General features: G+C 67.2%; 20 protein-coding genes and 1 riboswitch. Of the genes, 10 read left to right on the top strand and 10 right to left on the bottom strand.

Annotation, left to right across the window (positions count from 1 at the left end; all coding sequences use genetic code 11):
* Positions 1-25: 25 nt before the first annotated feature.
* The 8 genes from OHA70_RS22855 to OHA70_RS22820 form a co-directional block, all read right to left on the bottom strand.
* Positions 26-1054: a DUF4037 domain-containing protein gene (locus tag OHA70_RS22855; protein ID WP_328320862.1), complete on the bottom strand. Its 1029-nt coding sequence runs from the start codon at positions 1052-1054 to the stop codon at positions 26-28.
* Positions 1055-1074: 20 nt separating this feature from the next.
* Complete coding sequence (locus OHA70_RS22850) at positions 1075-1989, bottom strand: PASTA domain-containing protein (RefSeq protein WP_328320860.1); 915 nt, start codon at positions 1987-1989, stop codon at positions 1075-1077.
* Entirely contained in the window at positions 1989-2486 is a 498-nt protein-coding gene (locus OHA70_RS22845) for a SigE family RNA polymerase sigma factor (RefSeq protein WP_328320858.1), read from the bottom strand. Before OHA70_RS22845 ends, OHA70_RS22850 begins: the two co-directional genes overlap by 1 nt.
* A gap of 15 nt (positions 2487-2501) precedes the next feature.
* Positions 2502-2735: a hypothetical protein gene (locus tag OHA70_RS22840; protein ID WP_328320856.1), complete on the bottom strand. Its 234-nt coding sequence runs from the start codon at positions 2733-2735 to the stop codon at positions 2502-2504.
* 6 nt (positions 2736-2741) lie between these two features.
* Positions 2742-3284 carry a GNAT family N-acetyltransferase gene (locus tag OHA70_RS22835; protein ID WP_328320853.1) on the bottom strand — a complete coding sequence of 181 codons (543 nt, stop codon included), beginning with the start codon at positions 3282-3284 and terminating at the stop codon, positions 2742-2744.
* 1075 nt (positions 3285-4359) lie between these two features.
* Positions 4360-5337, bottom strand: a complete 978-nt coding sequence (locus OHA70_RS22830) for a TolB family protein (protein WP_328320851.1) — start codon at positions 5335-5337, stop codon at positions 4360-4362.
* A complete protein-coding gene (locus OHA70_RS22825) occupies positions 5334-6521 on the bottom strand; it encodes an MFS transporter (RefSeq protein WP_328320849.1) in 1188 nt (395 codons plus the stop codon). Before OHA70_RS22825 ends, OHA70_RS22830 begins: the two co-directional genes overlap by 4 nt.
* 63 nt (positions 6522-6584) lie before the next feature.
* A complete protein-coding gene (locus OHA70_RS22820; RefSeq protein WP_328320847.1) occupies positions 6585-8141 on the bottom strand; it encodes a discoidin domain-containing protein in 1557 nt (518 codons plus the stop codon).
* Between the two features lie 165 nt (positions 8142-8306).
* On the opposite strand from OHA70_RS22820, the gene OHA70_RS22815 reads away from it, so the two are divergent.
* From OHA70_RS22815 to OHA70_RS22805, 3 genes are read left to right on the top strand one after another with little or no spacing between them, the layout of a single operon-like run.
* Entirely contained in the window at positions 8307-8642 is a 336-nt protein-coding gene (locus OHA70_RS22815; RefSeq protein ID WP_328320845.1) for a PadR family transcriptional regulator, read from the top strand.
* On the top strand, positions 8639-9580 hold the full coding sequence (locus tag OHA70_RS22810; protein ID WP_328320843.1) for a hypothetical protein: 942 nt from the start codon (positions 8639-8641) through the stop codon (positions 9578-9580). The genes OHA70_RS22815 and OHA70_RS22810 overlap by 4 nt, the downstream gene beginning before the upstream one ends.
* Positions 9577-10362, top strand: coding sequence for a phosphatase PAP2 family protein (locus OHA70_RS22805; protein WP_328320841.1), 786 nt, complete (start codon positions 9577-9579; stop codon positions 10360-10362). Before OHA70_RS22810 ends, OHA70_RS22805 begins: the two co-directional genes overlap by 4 nt.
* Here the strand turns inward: OHA70_RS22805 and OHA70_RS22800 are convergent.
* A complete protein-coding gene (locus tag OHA70_RS22800) occupies positions 10316-11719 on the bottom strand; it encodes a dihydrolipoyl dehydrogenase family protein (protein WP_328320839.1) in 1404 nt (467 codons plus the stop codon). The genes OHA70_RS22805 and OHA70_RS22800 overlap by 47 nt on opposite strands.
* Positions 11720-11755: 36 nt before the next feature.
* The gene (locus OHA70_RS22795; protein ID WP_328320837.1) at positions 11756-12199 is read right to left on the bottom strand and encodes a VOC family protein; all 444 of its coding nucleotides are present in this window, start codon (positions 12197-12199) and stop codon (positions 11756-11758) included.
* 190 nt (positions 12200-12389) lie between these two features.
* Positions 12390-12499, top strand: a riboswitch (guanidine-I (ykkC/yxkD leader).
* Between the two features lie 54 nt (positions 12500-12553).
* Between OHA70_RS22795 and OHA70_RS22790 the strand changes: the two genes are divergently transcribed.
* The 7 genes from OHA70_RS22790 to OHA70_RS22760 all read left to right on the top strand — a co-directional run bounded on the left by OHA70_RS22790 (position 12554) and on the right by OHA70_RS22760 (position 20537).
* Positions 12554-14095 (top strand): amino acid permease, encoded by a 1542-nt coding sequence (locus OHA70_RS22790; RefSeq protein WP_328320835.1) that lies wholly within the window; start codon positions 12554-12556, stop codon positions 14093-14095.
* Complete coding sequence (locus OHA70_RS22785; RefSeq protein WP_328320833.1) at positions 14092-14703, top strand: DUF1989 domain-containing protein; 612 nt, start codon at positions 14092-14094, stop codon at positions 14701-14703. The genes OHA70_RS22790 and OHA70_RS22785 overlap by 4 nt, the downstream gene beginning before the upstream one ends.
* Positions 14700-15317 carry an urea amidolyase associated protein UAAP2 gene (locus tag OHA70_RS22780; protein WP_328320831.1) on the top strand — a complete coding sequence of 206 codons (618 nt, stop codon included), beginning with the start codon at positions 14700-14702 and terminating at the stop codon, positions 15315-15317. The genes OHA70_RS22785 and OHA70_RS22780 overlap by 4 nt, the downstream gene beginning before the upstream one ends.
* Entirely contained in the window at positions 15317-17281 is a 1965-nt protein-coding gene (locus OHA70_RS22775; protein ID WP_328320829.1) for a 5-oxoprolinase/urea amidolyase family protein, read from the top strand. Before OHA70_RS22780 ends, OHA70_RS22775 begins: the two co-directional genes overlap by 1 nt.
* Positions 17278-18858 carry an allophanate hydrolase gene (atzF, locus tag OHA70_RS22770; protein WP_328320828.1) on the top strand — a complete coding sequence of 527 codons (1581 nt, stop codon included), beginning with the start codon at positions 17278-17280 and terminating at the stop codon, positions 18856-18858. Before OHA70_RS22775 ends, atzF begins: the two co-directional genes overlap by 4 nt.
* An 85-nt stretch (positions 18859-18943) precedes the next feature.
* The gene (locus OHA70_RS22765) at positions 18944-19852 is read left to right on the top strand and encodes a DMT family transporter (RefSeq protein ID WP_328320826.1); all 909 of its coding nucleotides are present in this window, start codon (positions 18944-18946) and stop codon (positions 19850-19852) included.
* Between the two features lie 22 nt (positions 19853-19874).
* The gene (locus OHA70_RS22760) at positions 19875-20537 is read left to right on the top strand and encodes a GntR family transcriptional regulator (protein ID WP_328320824.1); all 663 of its coding nucleotides are present in this window, start codon (positions 19875-19877) and stop codon (positions 20535-20537) included.
* The last annotated feature ends 9 nt before the right edge of the window (positions 20538-20546 follow it).

Genomic DNA, 20546 nt, shown 5'->3' with positions numbered 1-20546 from the left:
CGGGCCGGTCGGCCCGGGGCTCCTGTCATTCGGCCTCAAAGACGCGGAGCAGGCGGGTGCGGTTGTGCGGCCGCCAGAGCAGCTCGCGGAACTGGTCGACCGGGCCGACCGGCCATCTCTTGAGGATGCTCAGTACGGCTGGGTCCTGGATCTGGGCCGCTAGCAAGTCTGGGTAGTCGGCCCAGGCGACTTTGAACGGGCGGTCCCACATCTGTTCGACGCCGACGGTGATCGGCTCGGTCAACTGCAGCGCGTTGTGCATCGCGCCGAGCTTCTCGTACGCCGTGTTGAGGGCGCTCTCCCGTTCCTGCCAAGTGCTGGCATGAAGCACCTCGGCCAGGATCGGCTGGAGTTCGGGACCGCACTCGAGCCGGGCGAACGCCGTGCCGAACCACTTCGAGTACGGCGCGTACTGCCGCTCCATCAGGAAGCAGAGCCGCATCAGGTCGCTGACCAACCGTGCGCCGATCAGCGCCGACCCCAGCTCATCCCCGATCGAGCCGGTGCGGCCGACCAGGTTGATCTCCGGATGAACCCGCCACCAGCCGGCGACGAGCAGATAGAGCCAGACGTCGCGCGGGTAGAAGGCGAGCCGATCCCGGACGTCCTGCAGCCCGGCCCCGTCGTGATGAACCGCACCCGCGGTCAGCGTCCGAAGCGTCTGCTCCGGAAAGGTCAGCCAGTCGTCGGCCGTGATCTCGCCATCCACATCGATATTCAGCGCGTCCCGGAAGTACCCGCCGATTGTGTGCACCTCGACCGACGCGAGCACGCCGCGCGCGGCCACGTCGATCGACCGGCCCCGAAACTCCGTGGGCAACTCGCGCCGCAACGTCTCGCCGACGGCCGGGTCCTCCTCGCGCAGGAAGAGCAGTACCCGCGGCTTCCAGTCGTGATCCGTCGACACCTCGTCGTCGAACCCGAGCACCTCCGAGCCCCGCCCGATCAACGCCGCGCTGTACGGAAGTACCGGAAACTTCGAGCCGAGGATCGGCTGCACCGCCTCGGTGTAGAACAGTCGGCTCAGCTCAAGTCCTGGAACGAAGTCGGCCATGCCTTCCAGTTTCCCAGCAATCAGCGCTTGGCGACGACCGTGATGGTGACCGCTGCCCCAAGAGGCAGCATCGTCCCGGGGAAGGGCTCGACCTTGAGCAGCTCGCCCGGCGTGTAGTTCGGCGAGTTCACGGTCTCGGTCCTCACCCGCAACCCGAGCCCACGCAGGAGATCCGCGTACTTGCGCCCCGAACTCCCGTCGTCCTTCGACGTCACGCCGTGCTGCTCCGGTACGCCGACCCGACTCGGTATCAACACGATTCGCCGGAGAATGCTGTCGACCGTGGCGGCGCTGGTCGACGACTCCACAGCGAACCAGACCCCGGTCGACGGCAAGTACACGATCCCCCGGCAGACCTGAGGCCCGCCGGGGTTCGGCCTACAGGTCGTCCGCTGCCGCTGGGCCCGGACACCGTCGATCTGGAACTCCTCGTCCGGTACGAAGCCGTACCGGTACGCCGGCCCCGGCTCACCATCGCCCACCTCGACGCTCTCCACGCCGGCGGGTCGGGGCACAGCGCACAGCTGCGTCATCCACCCGTTGATCAGGACGGTGTCGCGCTGCGGAGTGCCACAGCTGGCCTGATTGGTCCCCCACTCATCCGGTATCTCGATGGCGACATGCCCGAGCCCCACCAGCCGCGTCGTGAGCGGCACCTCATTGGTTGCCGTCGGCACCGGGTTGGTCGCCTTGGGTGGCTGGTTCGTTCCGTTCGTTGCTGCCGGCACCTTCTGCGAGCTGTCCCCGGGCGTCACCAGCATCGCGGTTCCGCCGACCGCCGCGATCACACTCACCGCGGCGGCCAGGGAGACGACGGCGGTCCGACGGCGCCTGCGACGGGTGGCGCCCGCACGCATCGCGTCGATCGGGGCCGGGCCGACGGCGGTGCGTTGCCCGGCTCGTTCGAGCAGCTCGGTGAGCTGGGATTCGTTCATCAGATTCCTCGCAGTTCTGCCAGGTTCGGGTCTTCGGCCAGCGTCTTCAGAGCGCGGGCCAGCCGGCTCTTCACGGTTCCGGCCGCGACCCCGAGCACCGAGGCCATCTGCTGCTCACTCAGGTGGGCGTAGTACCGCAGTACGACCGCGGTGCGTTGTTCTCTGCCCAGCCGGTCGAGCGCCCGCATCACCGCGTCGGTGTCATCGACTCCTTCGGTCTGATCCGAACCGGGCACGTCCGGGAGTACCGCCGCCGGCCGTTCCCCGGTCCAGCGGCGCCGCCGCGACGAGACGAACTGATTGATCAGCACCCGATGCACATAGGCGTTGCGGTCCTCGGCAACCCGCACCTTGTCCCACTTGAGCAGACACCGCTCGAGCGTGCTCTGAACCAGATCCTCAGCCTCGACCGGCGAACACCCCAGCAACACAGCCGACCGCACCAGACTCACCCAACGCGCCGCCACGTAGTCGCTGAAGTCCTCGTCCCCGCCCACAACACCCCCGCTCTCTCAACCACCTTCACCTACTAGACAGGCCAGGAGCCCCCCGAGGTTCCTTCTCAATCTCCAGAATGTTGCCGGGAGCACGGCGAACTCTTCGCGGTCCGGGCAGGCGGCGAGATCGAAGTACAGGTCGCTGACGGTGGCCTGGATCCGGAGTTCTTCCTCGTACTGCGACCACCACCCCGGCCGCAGCGTCATCGGCAGGGCGGCCACGTTGTCGACCGGTTTGCTTCTGCTCATCGGTCCTCAGACTCCTCCTGCGAGCTTGTGGACACGAGCATAGGTGCCGTCAGCGGAGGCCTTGCTGAGCCGGAACCTGCGGTAGAAGCTCGGCTCCCCAAGGAACGAGTCGTCCTCACCCCGTCCGGTCTCGGTCATCCCGAGGGACTGCAGAATCCGCACCGACGCAACATTCGCATCCAACGCCTCGGCCCGAATCTCCCGCAGAGCCAGTACGCCGAACCCGTACTCGACCCCGGCCCGCGCCACGGCCCCTCCGACCCCCCGCCCCCACCGAGCCGACGGCCCCACGACGTACCCGAGCTCCCGCCACCCGACCTCACTCCCCGCGAAGTCGACGTACCCCACCACTTCCTCGCCGAGCACGGCCGCCAGCCGCAGGTGATCCGCCTTCGGCTCCGCAATCACCCACCGCCAATGCGCCTCATGCCCAGCCAGCGACCGATCCAGCCGCCACCCCGCCACTTCACAGAACCGCCGATCCAAACCCCAGGCAGCAAACCCCGGTCCGTCGGCCGGTCGGAGCGGGCGGAGCCGCAACTCGTCCATCCACAAACCCTAAGGCGCGGACGCCTTGGGGTGCTGTGGATTCGGGGTTGGTGCGGTGAGGGACTCTGGATCGCGTCGCCGGGCTGCTTGAGTGTCCTAGTCGAGCCGGTGGGTATCAAGGGCGCTTCGCGTCCCTTCGGGATCGAACAAGTTCGACCCTTGACACCCACCACCACGACCAGGGAAAGACGCAGCTATCCCGGAGCCGCTGACAAGACCGGCAACAAATGACACATTCACCACCAACGCCCGGCCGACCCGTGTCGCGGCCCGCGACGAGCACAGCCAGCCCCGATGGGTGGGGCACCACCGTCGTTGCGGCCTTGCTTGCCGGCCACTGGCAGGTTTTCGGGTCGCTGGCGTCAAGCATCACGCCAGCGGCACCAAAACCCGCCAGCCACCCCCGATCAGCCCAATCACGCCGATCCGACGCCCCACGACAGCACCATCCCCACCAACACACCTGTCGCACCACAACCGAAGGGCACCGGCGGACCGCCCCGCATACACAACCCCCGCAAACGGCCCCGACACGCCGAGGTAAGCGATTGCCCACCGAGTTAGGCATGCCCTGGCGTCCGACCCGGCAGCGAACCCGACCCCAAACCAGTTGCCTAAGGCACCCTGTGCACCACCCGAGCATTTCCCAGCCGCAGATCTGCTCACGTCAAGCACAAAGTCGCCCAAACCGGCCCACCACCCCACCCGACCAACCTTGCCACCGCAACCCCGCAACACGACCCGCCTCGCCATCGCCACCCGCTACACGACCCGCCTCGCCATCGCTACCCCGCCGCACGAGCCGCCTCGCCATCGTCACCCCGCAACACGGCCCGCCTTGGCCAAGTGGACCCTGGGGCTCAGACCCCTCCGCGGGATCCCGATAGCTGCGTCCTTCCCTGGTCGAGACAGTGCGGGTCAAGAGTCGAACTCGTTCGATCCCGAAGGGACGCGCAGCGCTCTTGACGCGCGCTGACTCGACTAGGACACTCCCGCAGCGGGAGCCCGCGAACCACAGTCATCCTCACCACACCAGCCCCGCATCCACACCAGCCCTACCTCAGGTAGCGACGATCTAGCGGGTCGCAGGTGAGGCGGCGTCGGGGATTAGGAGGGTGGGAGTGCCGGCCCCGGTTGCAGGGACGGACCAGATGGCGGAGGTGTTGTCGTGATGGAGGGCGTAGAGGAGAGTCTTGTCGTCTCGCCAGAGGGGCTGGTCGTCAAGGGGGCGGGACTCGGCGGGGTGGGTGACCTGGTGGGTGGTGAGGTCCAGGACCGCCAGGCGCCAAGTGCCGTCGGGGTTCTTCTGTTTGTAGGCGATTCGGCGGCCGTCGGGAGACAGGGAAGGGCATTCGACGTTCTGGGCGATGGCGTCGCCTCGGTATTCGCGGTAGTCGGCTTGGATGAGGTAGGTCTTTCCCTTGCTGCCGAGCGTCACGTAGAACTTGTTGCCGTCGGCAGCGAAGGTGATACCCCAGAAGTTGACGTCGGAGGCGAAGTAGCGTTTGCCGTCGACGAAGACCGGGAGCTCCTCGATGCTCTTCACCAACTGGCCGGCCTTCAGGTCGTACAGGCCGGTACGAGTGGAGAAGCCGGTCGCGGAGTACGAGTCGCCGGTGACGAACACGGTCCAGTTGACGATGTTCCCGTCGGGCGAGACACGGGCGCGGCTCGGCGTACCAGGCAATGTCTCCTGATGCTTGACCGCCAGATCCGGACCGAGCACGAGCATCTCGGTGAGCGGCGGCAACGAACCGGGCTTCAACCGCAAGCAGATGCTCGTCGACCGAGCCGTTGCGAACCGATCGCAATGCAAGTCCCCAACCCGCCGAGCACCAGCCGGATCCCCAACCGGTACCACCGCCAGCTTCCCCTCATCGGGCCCCGACGCAAGGTTCCGGAAGTACAAGTTGCCCGGAGCAATCAAAACCTGCCCCGACACCACCGGCCGCGCATTGACCGCCGGACCGCCACCCCGCGCCTGTACCACGTACAGCGTCCCCGCCCCGAGCAGCAACAGCATCCCGAACACACCAGCGAGGATCTTCTTCATCGCGCTTCCTTCCAAGACCAAGGCCGGACAAAGGCAGCAGCGATCGTGACCACCAGCAGCGCCGCAGTAGTCAGCAGCAGGGCCGGCCGGAGATCCCACAGCGTCCACACCAGACCTACCAACACCGCCGACACCATCCGGGCCAGCGCCTGCCCCGTCTGCAGCAGCGCCAACCCACTAGCCCGCAAGTGCTCAGGTAGCAACGGCCCAGCCGCAGCAGGCAGTACTCCGTCAGTAGCCGCGTAGAAGGCGCCATGCAACCCCAACGCCGCCACTGCCAACCACGGACTCTTCACCGGCCCACACAGCAACAGCAATGCGAGCACCAGAGCCCCATGCCCAGCCAGGAAGAGCTTCCACCGCCCAACCCGATCAGCCAGCCGCCCAAGCGGAATAGCCAACAGTAGAAAGGTCCCAGCCGTACCGATCGGCAGCAGCGGGAAGAGCGCAGTACTGACCTCCCACCGCCGCTGCAACGCAAGGTAGACAAAGGAGTCGGTGATAGTCACCAGCCCGAGCATCGCCGCCCACCCGCAACACCGCCGGAAGGCCTTGATGCTCAGCAACCCCAGCATCCCCCGCAAAGGCACAGCCATCGCCGGCCCCGGCCGTGGATGATCCTTGACCAGCAACACCAACAGGAGCACCCCACAACAAGCAATGCAGAAGCTGCCGACGAAGACTGCGTTGAAGTCACCCAGACTCGCCCACAACACCCCAGCCGCCACCAGCGGCCCGAGAAACGCGCCAAAGGTATCCAGCGCCCGATGAACACCAAACGCACGACCCAACTTCGCTGGCTCGGTGCTCAACGAGATCAGCGCGTCGCGAGGCGCAGTACGGATGCCTTTCCCGGCCCGGTCGACCGCAAGCACTCCCCCGATCGCCGCGACCGAGGATCCGGCCGCCAGCAGCCCGAGCTTGCAGATCGCTGACAGTCCGTAGCCGATGCCGGCGACGGCTTTGAGCTGCCGCCAGCGATCGGCCACGTGCCCGCCGACGAGTCGCAGTACTGCGGTCGCCCCGGCATAGAGCCCGTCCAGCAGACCGAACTGCAAGGGGTTCAGGCCGAGCCCGATCACCAGGTAGAGCGGCAGGATCGCCGTCACCATCTCCGAGGAGATGTCGGTGACCAGGCTGACCACGCCGAGCGCCAGCACGTTCGCCGGCACCCTGTGCCACACGCGGCCAGTCCGGCCAGAAGGACTGCTACTGCGAGTCTCGGCGAGATACATGAGCCCGGCCTGTCAGTGGCAGGTGTAGGTCGGGCTGCTGTCCACTACCTGCTGGTTGAGATCGATCAGCTGGCCCTGGAAGGTGGTGTCGGTCATCGAGAGCTTCAGCACACCGAAGGTCTCGAGCAGCTTGGCCGTCGCCGGGTGCGACGTCTTCAGCGGGTACAGCTCCTTGCCGCCGGTGCCGGCGAGGATCTCCACCGGCCCGTTCGGATCGGGCTGACCGGACTTGTTCTGCGGCAGGAAACGCTCGTAGTGGTGGTCATGGCCGTTCAGCACCAGGTCGACCTTCGCGCCGTACAGGACATCCCAGAGCTGAGCGGCGTCCGGGTTGTCACCGTGGTCGCCGGAGCTGAAGCGCGGGTGGTGGTAATAGGCCGCGATGCACCCCTTGGTATTGGCGGCCAGGTCCGCCTTCAGCCAGGTGAGCTGGGCCGGCTCGGCGGCTGTCTTGGACTCCTTGACGAAGTCGTTCGAGTCGAGGGCGATGAAGTGCCAGTTACCCTTCTCCCAGCTGTAGTACCGCTTGCCCTGCGGCTTCGCGATCGCTGACCCGAAGTACTTGTCGTACCCGTTGTACGCCGGGTCGTCATACGTCTCGTGGTTGCCGGGGATCGGCTTGGTGATCGACTTGAACCGGCCCCACGACTTGTCGTAGTAGTTCTGGAAATCGGACAGATGCGCGTCGTCGTACTGGTTGTCGCCCATCGTGATCACGTTGGCCGGCTTGATCAGATCGACCAGGTTCGCGGTCTTCGGGTGGATGCAGTCGGACGAGGACGCGGTGCACTGGTCGGCGATGTCACCCGCCGCGGCGAGGACGAACGCCCCGGTACCACCGGCGCCCGTCTTGACCGTGATCGCGGCGCTCGCCGCCGACACGTTGCCGGCCAGGTCCCGCGCGCGGACGGAGTACTGGTACGACGTGTTGGCCGTCAACCCAGAATCGTTGTACTGCGTGCCGCTGACCGTCGTGACCACGACACCGTTCCGCAGTACGTCGTACCCGCTGACGCTGACGTTGTCCGTCGACGCCGTCCAGGACAGGTTGGCGGTCGTCGCGGTCACAGCCGTTGCCGTCAAGCCCGTCGGTACGGTCGGGGCCTGGGTGTCGCCGCTGGAGTCGTTGGTGCCGTAGGCCTCCAGCTCGAACAGCGAATAGCCGTAGGCGGTGCCCCGCGCAGTACCGACCAGGCGGACGAACCGGCCGTGGCCGGTGAGGCCGGTCAGGTCGTCGGTCGCCCCGTTGCCGTTGGTCACCGTCTTGATCGTGGTGAAGTTGGTGCCGTCGTCGGAGACCTCGATCCGGTATCCCTTGCCGTAGGCGGCTTCCCAGGTCAGCTTGACCCGGGTCACCGAGGCCGGCTGCCCGAGATCGACGCGGATCCACTGCGGATCCACTCCTTCGGCACTGGCCCAGCGGGTCGTCGCGACACCGTCGACGGCCTTGTCACCGGTCAGTGAGGAGCTTTCGTTGCTGGAGGTGAGGACTGGTTTCTGCCGGGACAACAGCACATCCGCTGTGGTCCCCGCGGTCGCGTTGCCAACGCTGACGCCGACTACGAGCATTAGCGATAACAAGACTGCGGAATTTCGGATCCGTCTGGACACGTGACCAACTCCTGGGGGCGGGTCGGGAGAATTGTTAGGAAAGTTACCTAACAGATAACCCATCGTCAATGCCCAGCCACCCCACCGCCTCGATACTTCGCAGGCCGATATATACTCGGCGATGTGAGGAACCAACACCCGACGCTGACCGAGTCGCAGTACTTCTTGCTGGCCGCCCTTCTGGACGGTCCACTGCACGGCTACGGCATCATCAAGGCCACCGAACAAGCCACCGACGGACGGCTCCGACTGGCCGTCGGCACCCTGTACGGCGCCCTCGAACGGCTCGAGCGAGCCGGCCTGGTGACCGCCGACCACGAGGAAATCGTCGACGGCCGCGCCCGCCGGTACTACCGCCTGACCGACGAAGGCAACGCCAGCCTGCAACGCGAAGCCCAGCGCATGCAGCAGGCGGCCCACGTCGTCATCGACCGCACCCCACGGACGGCCCAAGCGTGAATCCTCTGATGCTCCGCGTCTATCCCAAGTCCTACCACGATGCCCACGGCAACGAACTGCTGGCCACGCTGGAGGAGGTCCACCCCGGTCGCGAGTGGCCACCGTTGCACGAGGCAATCACTCTCGCGCGAGGCGGCCTCCAGGCCCGGATCACCGAAGAGGCAGAGTCCGGCTCCTGGTGGCGGAGCGGCCTCCAACTGGCCGCCCTCTGGCTCGCTCTCCTCGCGCTGACCCCTTATCTGCAAGACGTCTGGAACTGGACGCTGCACATCGACCCGTCGCCGCACGCGATCAACTTCCACTTCAACGGCTGGCTCCCCTGGTCGGTCGGCGGAGCCGCCTACGACCGGCTGCTCCCCTACGGCCTGCTCCCGTTGATCGCCTTCGTCGCGTTGCTGCGCGGCCGGGCCTGGATCGCAGTACCGGCCGTCGCCGCGATGATCTACTCCAGCGTCACGCCCAGCGGATCCACCATCTTCGGCGTTCAAGGAGTGGTCGGCGGAAGCTACTACGGCCTCGGCGCTCCGATCCTGAACAACGACGTCTTCCTGCCGCTGGTGTTGCTACTGGCAACCATGGCGCTCGCGGTGAGCAGGGCTGTGCCGCGCCGGTCGTACGGCTGGCTGATCCCGGTGGTCTTCGCGATGTTCGTCGCCGGCGGTCTTCAGGTCGCCTCCTACAACCCGTGGTTCCAGCGCGGTCAGTTCCTGCTCGAGGTCGCGCTCGTGGTCGGCGCCGGCTGGGCGACGATCGTCACCCGCGACTATCGCTGGACCATCCCGGTGGCCTTCTTCGCGGTCGTCCGGACCTGGGCGATCCTGACCGACCCGACCATGCTGAGCTTCCGTCCGCAACCGAGCACGACCGTCCTGCTGGCACTGGCCGTCACCTTGCCTGCGCTGATCCTGGCCACCAGAAGGAACAACAAGCTCACATGAAGTCCATCATCGCCTTGGTGGCGCTCTACGTCGTCGCCATCTGCACGCCCTGGGGCCAGCGCGCCGAGAACTCCCTGCTCGTCGGGTACGCCGATCCCGCCTGGATCTACCGCATCGTGTACTCCGTCGGCCCGCCGCCGCTCAAGCTCGAAGAGCTCACCATCGTCGCCGGCCTGACGCTGATCATGCTCGTCACCCTCCTCCGCCGGCAATGGATTCTCGCCGTCGCGGGCGTCGGCGTACCGGTCGCGACAATCGCCTGTACGGAGCTCCTGCACACCACGATCCTGCCCCGGCCCGACATCGTCGGCGCACCGATCTCGGAGATCGAGCCGAGCTTCCCCAGCGGCCACGTCGCCATCGTCGCCGGCCTGGTGCTCGGCGCGATCCTGGTCGCAACCCCACGCGCCCGCCCGTACGTCGCCACCATAGGAACTGTCTGGCTGGCGCTCATCGGGGCGGCTGTAGTGGCTCTCCTCTGGCACCGCCCGAGCGACGCCATCGGCGCAACTCTGGTCGCCTGCTTCTGGTACGGCATCGCCACCCGACTGCTGCCGAAAGCCCAGCCGATGGCGACGCCGCGGACGCTGATCGTCCTCGCGCTCGCCGCCATCGGTGCGATCTGCGGCGGCGCGCGGACCGACTCCTACCCTCGCTCGTTCGTCTTCGTTGCCACCGGCATCCTGTGCGCGGCCATCGTCTGGTTCACGGTCGCCCGCCGGGCGCCGGCAGAAGTCACGGCCGCCCGTACGTCTCCAGCAGACGCAGCCAGATCTCATTGATCGTCGGGTACGCCGGTACCGCGTGCCACAACCGGTCGAGCGGAACCTCGCCGACCACCGCAACAGTTGCCGCCTGCAACAGATCGGCGACATCCGGCCCGACGAAGGTGACCCCGAGGATCACCTTGCGTTGCTCGTCCACCACCATCCGGGCAGTGCCCTTGTAGCCGTCCGCGTGCACGCTCGCACCCGCCACGTTGCCGATCTCGTAGTCGACGACACGAGTCTGGTACCCCGCCTTCTCCGCGGCAGCCGCGGTCAGGCCGATCGACGCGACCTCCGGGTCGGTGAAGGTCACTTGCGGTACGGCTTGGTGATCCGCCGTTGCCACATGGGTCCCCCACGGCGCATCCGACACCGGCTTGCCATGAGCGCGGGCGGCGATCACGTCGCCGACGGCACGCGCCTGGTACTTGCCCTGGTGGGTCAGCAGCGCACGATGGTTGACGTCGCCCCCGGCGTACAGCCAATCGAACCCGCGCACCAGCAGCGTGTCGTCGACATCGAGCCAGCTGCCCGGCTCGAGCCCGATGTTCTCCAGCCCGATGTCCCCGGTACGCGGAGTGCGGCCGGTCGCGACCAGTACCTCCTGAGCGGACACGGTCGACCCGTCGCTCAGCTCCAGCACGACCTCGGCGTCGAGCCGCTTCACGTTCTTCGTCCCCGTGTTGAGCAGCACGGTGGCGCCCAGCTCACGCAGTCCCTCGGCGACCTGCTCGCCGGCGAACGGCTCCATCGCTTCGAGCAGCCCGCTGCGGGCGATCACGGTGACGTCAGTACCGAAGCCCGCGTACGCCGAGGCCATCTCGACCGCCACGACGCCGCCACCGATGATCGCGAGACTGGTCGGGACCGTCTTCGCGCTGGTTGCGTCGCGGCTCACCCACGGGTCGGCGTCCCGCAGGCCCGGGATGTCCGGGATGAGCGAGTCGGAGCCGGTCGAGATGACGACGGCGTGCCGTGCAGCGAGCACCTGGTCCCCGACGGTCACCTGCTTCTCGCCGGTGATCCGGCCGTGGCCGCGGACCAGCGAGATGCCGGCCCCGTCCAGCCACTTCACCTGGCCGTCGTCCTTCCAGTGGCTGGTGAAGTCGTCGCGGCGGTCGAGCACGGCCTGGACGTCGAGCTCACCGGTGATTGCCTGCGCGGCGCCGGGCACGCGTCGCGCAGCGCGGAGTACCTGCGCTGAACGCAGCAGCGCCTTCGAGGGCATGCACGCCCAGTAGGAGCACTCGCCGCCGACCAGTTCGCTCTCTACGATCACCGCGGTCAGACCGCCCTGGACCGCCCGGTCGGCGACGTTCTCCCCGACTGCGCCCGCGCCCAGCACGATGACGTCGTACTCCGTAATTGACATGCCACCCATGATCCCAGCCCTCGCCGACCGGGCCGGTCAGCGACCCGGCAGCCGGGTGACGACTTCCTGGACGACCCAGCCGTTGCCATCAGGGTCGCTGAACGAGAGCCACGACCCGTAGCTCCGACGCTCGGGGTCCGGACCGGCTGCCCGGTTCGCGTCGCCCGCGTGGTGGAAGACACCGTCGGCGTCGTGCCAGATCTCGCTGACGTCGGCACCCTTCGCGACGAGCTCCTCCCGCGCCGCCTCGATGTCCTTGACGACCAACTGCAGCCCCTGGAGCGAGCCCGGCTCGCCGTTGGAAACGCCGTCGCCGAAGATGACCGAGGCGTCCGAGCCCGGGGGCGTGACCTGTACGACCCGGAAGCCCTTCTCGGTGGCGAAGTCGGCGTCGAGCCGCCAACCGAGCTCCACATAGAAGGCCTTCGACTTGTCGACGTCACTGACGGGGATGACCACTACCTCTAGCTTCATGTCCATACCTGGAAGTTAGGAGCCGGGCCGTGTCCCTCGCGCCCGTCAGATGACGCTATCGGTGTACGTCAGTCGTCCTCACAGCTGTGCGTGGAGCCAGCCGGTGGGCGTGAGGTTGTGTTCATCAGGACGTTACGAGCGGTGGCTTGGGGTGAAACACGGCTGCCGTGGACTGGTTGACGACCCGCCGACGAGGGCGGGGCGCCCCTAGGGTTCCGCTCCGGAAGTACCGGAGGACTGGTCCGAGAGGGGAGACGGCACCGGTCCGCCGGAGCCGTTCCACGGCGGGACAAAAGCCCGGGAGGCCTTGATGGCCCCGGGCTGCCGTGCGCGTTCCGGGCTGAGCATTCGGAGACCGGAATGTCAGCTACTCTCGACCCCGCCGCGGTCGACAGCACCAGCGCCAAAGATCTCGGCAACTTCGGCTACGACCAGCAGTTGTCCCGGCGGGTGGGGACGTTCGCGTCCTTCGCCGCGGGCTTCTCCTTCGTCTCGATCCTGACCACCGTCTTCCAGTTGTTCGGTCTCGGGTTCGGCTTCGGCGGTACTGCGTTCTTCTGGACCTGGCCCGCTATCCTGGCCGGGCAGCTCATGGTCGCGCTGTGCTTCGCCGAGCTGGCCGCTCGCTATCCACTGTCGGGCGCGATCTATCAGTGGTCGCGTCGGCTCGGTGGCGCCGTCGTCGGCTGGTTCGCCGGCTGGACGATGATCGTCGCGCAGATCATCACAGTCGCGGCGGCCGCGATCGCGTTGCAGGTGGTGTTGCCGGCAGTGTGGAGTGGGTTCCAGCTGATCGGCACGGATCCCTCGCTCGCCTCCCGCGATGGAGCCTCGAACGCAGTACTGCTCGGCTGCCTTCTGCTGGTCGTCACGACAACGCTCAACGCGGTCAGCGTCCGGGTCACCGCGATCGTGAACTCGGTCGGCGTCACCTGCGAGCTCATCGGTGTCGTGCTGATGGTCATCCTGCTGACCGGCCACGCCAAGCGCGGCCCATCCGTTGTACTGCACACGACCGGGCTGGACGACAGCACCGGGTACGTCGTACCGCTGCTGATCTCCGCGTTGATGGCGGCGTATGTGCTGGTCGGTTTCGACAGTGCGGGTGAGTTGTCCGAGGAGACGCACAAGCCGCGGGCGACGACGCCGCGGACGATCATCCGCGCGGTCGTTGCCTCGGGCATCGGTGGCGCGTTCCTGATCGTGGCCGCGCTGATGGCCGCGCCCTCGGTGACCGACGGGACGCTGGGAGTGCAGGGGCTGCCGTACGTGCTCACCAGCAGTCTTGGGTCGACGACCGGCAAGCTGTTGCTGCTTGATGTCGCCTTCGCGGTTTGTGTGTGCACGCTCGCGATTCAGACCGCTGCAGCTCGGATGATCTTCTCGATGGCGCGTGACAACGTGCTGCCGTTCTCGGCGCAGCTGCGGCAGGTGTCGCCGCGTACCGGTACGCCGTTGCTCGCGACCGTCGTACCGGGGGTCGGCGCGGCCGTGTGTCTGCTCGTCAACGTCGGCAACGCGGGGCTGTTCCTCGGGCTGACGAGTGTCTGCATCATGTTGCTCTACCTGGCGTATCTGATGGTCACGCTGCCTCTGTTCGTACGCCGGTTGACGGGTGATCCAGTGCCGGCCGGGGTCGATGAGGATGGGAAGAAGCTCTTCTCGCTGGGGCGGTTCGGGCTGCTGGTGAACGGTGTCGCCGTGCTCTACGGGCTTGCGATGGCGGTCAACCTGGCTTGGCCGCGGTCGGAGGTTTACGACCCGGCCGGTGAGGGGTGGTATCTGCATTACCTGCCTCTGGTCACGCTCGTCGTCACTGGCTTGGCGGGCTTGGTGACGTACCGGGTGCAGCGCGGGCGGTACCACGCTGCGATCGCTCAGCCGGTGCTGGAGAACGCATGAGCTACCAACATGAGATTCCTGCTGACGCGGTGTGGTCGTTTCCTGTACGCGCGGATCGGTTGGTGCGGTTGACGGCGCTCGGTCCTTCAGCGAATGCCTCGGTGCTGATCGTCGCGGCGGACCGGGTCGATCGGCTCAATGTGCCGGACACGTTGAAGGCGCAGATGTCGGCGTGCATCCGGTCGGGGTTGGTGTTGATGTCGGATCGTGGGTTCGCGCTCGCCTCCGTCGTGGAGTCGAGCTTGGAGTGGCACGACTGCCTGGCCGGCATTGGCTCCCGAGATGGGTTGGTGGTCGAGCTTACGAAGTACGGGTTGGGTGAGGTTGATCTGCACGGGAGCATCAACTTCTTCTCCAAGGTGGGGATCGCCGATGACTCGCGCGCCTCGATGGAGTATGTGCCGGGGCACGCGGTGGCGGGCGATTCCGTCGTATTGCGAACCGCTGCCGACCTGCTGATCTTCGTGTCGACGGCTGCGCATCTGCTGTCCGGGCTGCCTGCCGCAGGGGTTTCGGTCGAGGTGTCTGTCGCTGATGGGCCGTGGCCGGAGCCTTTGCGTGATGAGGCCGGCCGAGCGCTCGAGATGACTCGGAGGGCTGCGCTGTGACGACCTTGGACTTGACGGCTTTGGATGTGACGGTCGCGGCTGGGGACGGGGCCTTGGTCCCCGTGCCGGCTGGCGGGCGGCTGCGGATCGTTGATCTGCACGGGAACCAGGCTGTGGACACGTTGCTCTACGACGCGGCTGATGTTGCCAACCGCTACTCCGCCTTCGACACGATGCGGGCGCAAGGTGCTGTGTTTCTGACGACCGGCTCGCGGCTGTTGTCGACGCGGCTGGATGAGCTTGCGGTGATCACGGACGACACGTGCGGCCGGCATGACACGGTGGGTGGCGCGTGTTCGCAGGAGAGCAATGTCATCCGCTATGGGGAGCACACGCGGCATCAGCACGCGTGTCGGCAGACCTTCCTCCGGTACGGCGCCGCGGCGGGGATCGGGCAGCGGGAGCTCGGGCACAACATCAACTTCTTCATGAACGTACCGGTCACTCCTTCGGGTGGGCTGAAGTTTGATGACGGACTGTCGGCGCCGGGCAAGTATGTTGAGCTGACGGCGTCGCGGGATGTGCTCGTGCTGATCAGCAACTGCCCGCAGATCAACAACCCCTGCAACGGCTGGGATCCGACCCCTGTGCAGCTGCTCGGTTGGTGGGGTTGATGGCCCGCGCTCTGGTCGTTGCCCCAGGCATGCAGACGACGGTGCAGGATCTGGACGGGCGACAGGGGTTGTGGGACGTCGGCGTACCACCGTCCGGAGCTGTGGACGAACTGACCTTCGCGCTACTGAACGCGGCCGTCGGGAACCCTTCTCAGGTTGCCGGCCTGGAATGCGTCGTTGCCGGTCCCGTACTGCAGTTGGACGAGGACCGATTGGTCTGCGTGGGAGGGGCCGCCACTCGGGCGACCATCAACGGCTACCACCTTCGCCCCGGTACGGTCGCCCGCCTGACCGCAGGCTCTCTACTCGATGTCGGCCCGCTAGACGGCCCTGGAATGCGCGGCTATGTCGCAATTGAAGGCGGTCTCGACGTACCCCGAGTACTTGGCAGTCGCTCAACCTTCATCCTCGGCGAATTCGGCGGCCTGGACGGACGTGCTCTCCTCGCCGGAGACTCCCTCCCCCTGGGCCGCCGCGAAAACCTGGTGCCCCCAGCAACGATCACCCTGCCTGCGTTGACTACTGAGTGGACGTTGCGAGTCATCCCGGGCCCCCACGGTGCCCCCGAACATCTAACCCCTTCAGGTGTGGAGTCGTTCTTCTCCACGGTGTGGACAATCGACCACCGCTCCGACCGCACCGGCATCCGCCTGGTCGGCCCCATCCCCCAGTGGTCCCGGACCGATGGTGGTGAGGCAGGCCTCCACCCCTCCAACGTCCACGACTCCGCCTACCCGGTGGGCGGCATCATGCTCTCCGGCGACACCCCAGTAATAGTAGGAAAAGACGGCCCCTCCCTGGGCGGCTTCGTGGTCCCCGCAGTGGTAATCGAGGCAGACCGGTGGCAACTGGGCCAACTCCGCCCCGGCGACACCGTCCACCTACACCCGGTCACCCCGGAGGAAGCCACCGAAGCAATCCACACCCGCCGCACCTGGCTATCCGACCTCCGCCAAGACCAGCACCCCCAACCTCCCACCACCCCAACCCCAACCCGCCCACTCGCCCTCCACCACCACCCCCTCCACCCCGGCCAGCCCGGCGGCTCATCGGCGTACACCATCAGGCTCGCCGGTGAGCGGCACCTGCTGGTTGAAGCGGGGTCTCTCGAGCTCGATCTGACTGTGCGGGTGTGGATTCACCTGCTTGCGGAGGCATTGCGGGCGGAGGCTCTCGACGGGGTGACTGAGATTGTCGAGGGGGTCAGGTCGGTATTGATCGCGGTCGACTCCGGGCGGTTGGCGCCTAAAGAGTTGGCCGAGCGGCTCGGCGTACTGGCTGAAGGGCTGGCCGATCCGGAGACTGTGGTGTTGCCGGCTCGGGAGGTCAGCCTGCCGATCGCGTTTGATCATCCGTTGGCGCATGAGGCGATGCGGAGGTATGCGGCGTCGGTGCGACCCGATGCGCCATGGTGTCCGGACAACGTGGAGTTCATCCGCCGGGTCAACGATCTCGACGAGCGCGACGAGGTCTTCGATATCGTTGCCGAGGCGACCTACCTCGTCGTCGGGCTCGGCGACGTCTACCTCGGCGCACCCGTCGCAGTACCGATCGATCCGCGGCACCGGCTGGTGACTACGAAGTACAACCCGGCCCGCACCTGGACCCCGCAGAACGCCGTCGGGATCGGCGGTATCTACCTCTGCATCTACGGCATGGAAGGCCCCGGCGGCTACCAACTCGTCGGCCGCACCGTCCCCGTCTGGCGGCTCTCGGAGCGCGACGAACAACCCTGGCTGCTCAGGCAGTTCGACAAGATCAGGTTCACCCCCGTCAGCACCGAGGAACTCGCCCGGCAACGCGCCGACATCAAGGCCGGCCGCGCGGATCTCGAAGTACAACCCGCAACGTTCTCGATCGCCGACGTCCGCGCGATCGAACAGGAGGCACCGATGGACATCGTCAGTCTGCGCGCGAAACGCCGCGCCGCGTTCGACGCCGAGCGCGCGAGGTGGGGCGCATGACCGTCTGGATCACCCGCGTCGACCCGACCGAACCCCGCCCAGGTCCCCTGCACGGAATGACCTTCGCCATCAAGGACAACATCGACCTGTACGCCGTACCGACCACCGCCGGCGACCCCCGCAACACGATGCCCGCAGCAACAAACGCCTTCGTCGTCGACCGCCTGATCGAGGCCGGCGCCGTCCCCCTCGGCAAGACCAACCTCGACCAGTACGCGACCGGCCTGGTCGGCACCCGTTCGCCGTACGGCGCCCCGCACTCCGTCTTCTCCGAGCACCACATCTCAGGCGGCTCCAGCGCGGGAAGCGCCGTAGCGGTGTCGGCCGGCGAGGTCGACTTCGCCCTCGGCACGGACACAGCGGGCAGCGGACGCGTCCCCGCCGCCTTCAACGGAATCGTCGGTATCAAACCGAGCAAGGGCCTCGTCTCCACCAGCGGCGTCGTGCCGGCCTGCCGCTCGCTCGACTGCGTGACCGTCTTCGCCCGCACGGTCGACACGGCCCGCCGAGCCTTCGAGGTGATGTCCGCCTACGACCCCGCCGACCCGTACTCCCGCCAGCTGACACCAGCCACCCAACCGACCGGCACCCAGCGCATCGGCGTACCGGACAAGCCACTCGGCCTCGATCCCCTGCACGAGCAGGCCTGGGCCGAAGCCCTCGACCAAGCAGCGAAACTCGGCGACGTAGTACCGGTCGACATCACCGCCCTGCTGGAAACGGCGGACCTCCTGTACTCCGGACCGTGGCTCGCCGAGCGCTGGCTAGCCTTCGGCGACAAGCTCGACGACGACCCAGCCGTCGATCCGACCGTCCGCGCGATCGTGCGCAAAGGCGCCGCGTTGACCGCCTCCGAAACCTTCGCCGGCTTCGACCGACTAGCCGAACTGCGACGCCGAACCGAGCCGCTGTGGACCGAGATCGACGCCTTGCTGCTCCCCGTGACGGAGACCCATCCGACCCTCGCCGAGGTGGCCGCGGACCCTATCGGCGTCAACAGCCGGCTCGGCCGCTTCACCAACATGGTCAACCTCCTCGACCTCTGCGCAATCGCCTTCCCCGGCCCGGCACGCACCGACGGACTGCCTTTCGGCGTACAGCTCCTCGCCCCGGCCGACCACGATCACCAGATCATCGACCTCGCCGCCGTTTGGTGCGGTGAGCAACCAACCGCCCCACCCACACCCGGCATCCTCCTAGCCGTCGCCGGCGCCCACCTCTCCGGCCAACCCCTCAACAACGACCTCGTACTCCGGGGCGCCACCCTCGCCTTCGAGGCGAGAACCGCCCGCGGCTACCGCATGTTCGTAGTACCAGGACCGTTGCCACGCCCCGGCCTGACCCGCACCACTCCGCCGGTCGACGGATTGGGCATCGAGGTCGAGGTCTGGCGTCTGCCAACCGAAGAGCTCGGCGGCTTCCTGTCCACGATCGCACCACCCCTCGCGATCGGCCCGCTGGAACTTGCCGACGGCACCGAAGTACTGGGTTTCGTCTGCACCGCCGACGCGGTCGGAGAGGAGATCACCGCCTACGGCAGCTGGCGGAACTACCTCGCGGCCGGCAGCATCGTGTAGCTCGGCAAGAGCCAAGTTATGGACCACTAAAGCAGCCCTTCTTTGGACCACCATGAAAGGCCAGAACGGCTCTAGCGTGGAAGCCATGAGCAACCATTCCTGGTCCACCTATAGCCGCGCGGGCGGTGCGATGTTCCTGGTCGGCAGCCTCGCTGCGGTCTCCGGGGTTGTGAACGACTACCCGTTCTACGGCGGCCAAGCTGCGCGCTACCTGGTGTCGGCACTCCTGCTCTTCGCCGTCGCGTACGCCCGGCGGATCCCGCTGATCCGCCCGACCCGCCGCGAAGCCCTCCTGCTGATCGCGCTCGCCGCGACCGGACTGGTGCTCTTCAACCTCTTCGTCATCGAAGGCACCAAGCACGCGAACCCAGCCATCGTCGGAACGATCGTCGGCACCGTCCCCATCGTCCTAGCCCTCGCCGGCCCGGTCATGCACCGGACCCGACCCTCCAGCCGAATCATCATCGCCGCGTCGATCGTGGTCGCCGGCACCGTCCTAGCCTCCGGCCTAGGCACCTCAGACACCCAAGGAATCCTGTACTCCGTAGGCGCCCTGGCCTGCGAAGCCTGCTTCTCCCTACTCGCCCTCCCGCTCCTGGTCCGCCTAGGCCCAGTCCGCGTCTCCGCCTACACCGCCGCTACCTCGGTACCGATGCTGATCACCCTCGGCCTGATCACCGACGGCCCTTTCCTCCGCACCCCAACCCTCGGCGAACTGACCGGCCTCGCCTACCTAGCGATCCTCGTCAGCGGCATCGCCTTCCTCCTCTGGTACCGAGCCCTCCCCATGCTCGGCGCCGACCGCGCCGGCCTCTTCGCCGGCATCATCCCCGTCGGCACGATCCTCACTTCCCTGGCCCTCGGCTTCGGCCTACCAGCCCCCGCCGAACTAGCCGGAGTAGCCCTGGTCATCACCGGCCTACTAGTCGGCCTCTACCGCCCGCGGACCCCCGCACCGGCAGCCGTCGTACGAGCTCAGGTTGACATCCTGTGATGTTCCGCGTGCAATATATTGCATGCCGGTTCCGGAATCTCAGGGTGTTGTCGCCAGGTCGTTGCTCCGCGACGACGCCTATCGCGCGATCCGCGACGCGATCGTCGACGGCACCCTCGCGCCCGGCGAGCGGCTGAACGACCCCGATCTCGTCGCCTGGCTAGGCATCAGCCGTACTCCGATTCGCGAGGCGCTCGCCCGGTTGGAGCAATCCGGCCTGGTGCAGACCAAGCCCGGCCGTTTCACGATCGTCAGCCCGCTCAACGTCCGCGAGGCGCGATCGGCCCAGCTGGTCGCCGCCGCGATGCACGAGCTCGCGGTCCGGGAGGCGGTACCGCTGATGACCGAGCAGGAGTTCCGGGCGATGCGCGGCGCGAACCGGCGCTTCCGCAACGCCCTCCGCGCCAACGACGTCGACGCTGCCCTCGCCGCCGACGACGACTTCCACGAGGTCGCCGTGGAGGCGTGCGCGAACCCGATGATCCGCTCGGTCCTCGAACAGGTGACCCCGATGCTCCGCCGGATCGAGCGAATCCGGTTCGCCTCCCTCAGCGGCCGCGCCTCGGCCGCCCTGCACGACAAGATCCTCACCAATGCCATCGAGGGCAACGCCGACGCCGCCGCCCACACCGCCCGCGAGAACTGGCTGACCCTAGAGCCCGTCCTCGCCGACGACGTCAACTGACGCCGAACA

This window comes from Kribbella sp. NBC_00382, from assembly GCF_036067295.1.
In the GTDB taxonomy this organism is placed as follows: Bacteria; Actinomycetota; Actinomycetes; order Propionibacteriales; family Kribbellaceae; genus Kribbella.
The sequence above is the reverse complement of the archived record's forward strand: the minus strand, read 5'-3'. Positions and strand labels throughout refer to the sequence as shown.

Excerpts from the sequence above, each read along its gene's own strand:
- OHA70_RS22855 (WP_328320862.1), bottom strand. The coding sequence starts at position 1,054 with ATGGCCGACTTCGTTCCAGGACTTGAGCTGAGCCGACTGTTCTACACC.
- OHA70_RS22850 (WP_328320860.1), bottom strand. The coding sequence starts at position 1,989 with ATGAACGAATCCCAGCTCACCGAGCTGCTCGAACGAGCCGGGCAACGC.
- OHA70_RS22840 (WP_328320856.1), bottom strand. The coding sequence starts at position 2,735 with ATGAGCAGAAGCAAACCGGTCGACAACGTGGCCGCCCTGCCGATGACG.
- OHA70_RS22835 (WP_328320853.1), bottom strand. The coding sequence starts at position 3,284 with ATGGACGAGTTGCGGCTCCGCCCGCTCCGACCGGCCGACGGACCGGGG.
- OHA70_RS22830 (WP_328320851.1), bottom strand. The coding sequence starts at position 5,337 with ATGAAGAAGATCCTCGCTGGTGTGTTCGGGATGCTGTTGCTGCTCGGG.
- OHA70_RS22820 (WP_328320847.1), bottom strand. The coding sequence starts at position 8,141 with ATGCTCGTAGTCGGCGTCAGCGTTGGCAACGCGACCGCGGGGACCACA.
- OHA70_RS22805 (WP_328320841.1), top strand. The coding sequence starts at position 9,577 with ATGAAGTCCATCATCGCCTTGGTGGCGCTCTACGTCGTCGCCATCTGC.
- OHA70_RS22800 (WP_328320839.1), bottom strand. The coding sequence starts at position 11,719 with ATGTCAATTACGGAGTACGACGTCATCGTGCTGGGCGCGGGCGCAGTC.
- OHA70_RS22795 (WP_328320837.1), bottom strand. The coding sequence starts at position 12,199 with ATGGACATGAAGCTAGAGGTAGTGGTCATCCCCGTCAGTGACGTCGAC.
- OHA70_RS22790 (WP_328320835.1), top strand. The coding sequence starts at position 12,554 with ATGTCAGCTACTCTCGACCCCGCCGCGGTCGACAGCACCAGCGCCAAA.
- OHA70_RS22785 (WP_328320833.1), top strand. The coding sequence starts at position 14,092 with ATGAGCTACCAACATGAGATTCCTGCTGACGCGGTGTGGTCGTTTCCT.
- OHA70_RS22775 (WP_328320829.1), top strand. The coding sequence starts at position 15,317 with ATGGCCCGCGCTCTGGTCGTTGCCCCAGGCATGCAGACGACGGTGCAG.
- atzF (WP_328320828.1), top strand. The coding sequence starts at position 17,278 with ATGACCGTCTGGATCACCCGCGTCGACCCGACCGAACCCCGCCCAGGT.
- OHA70_RS22765 (WP_328320826.1), top strand. The coding sequence starts at position 18,944 with ATGAGCAACCATTCCTGGTCCACCTATAGCCGCGCGGGCGGTGCGATG.
- OHA70_RS22760 (WP_328320824.1), top strand. The coding sequence starts at position 19,875 with ATGCCGGTTCCGGAATCTCAGGGTGTTGTCGCCAGGTCGTTGCTCCGC.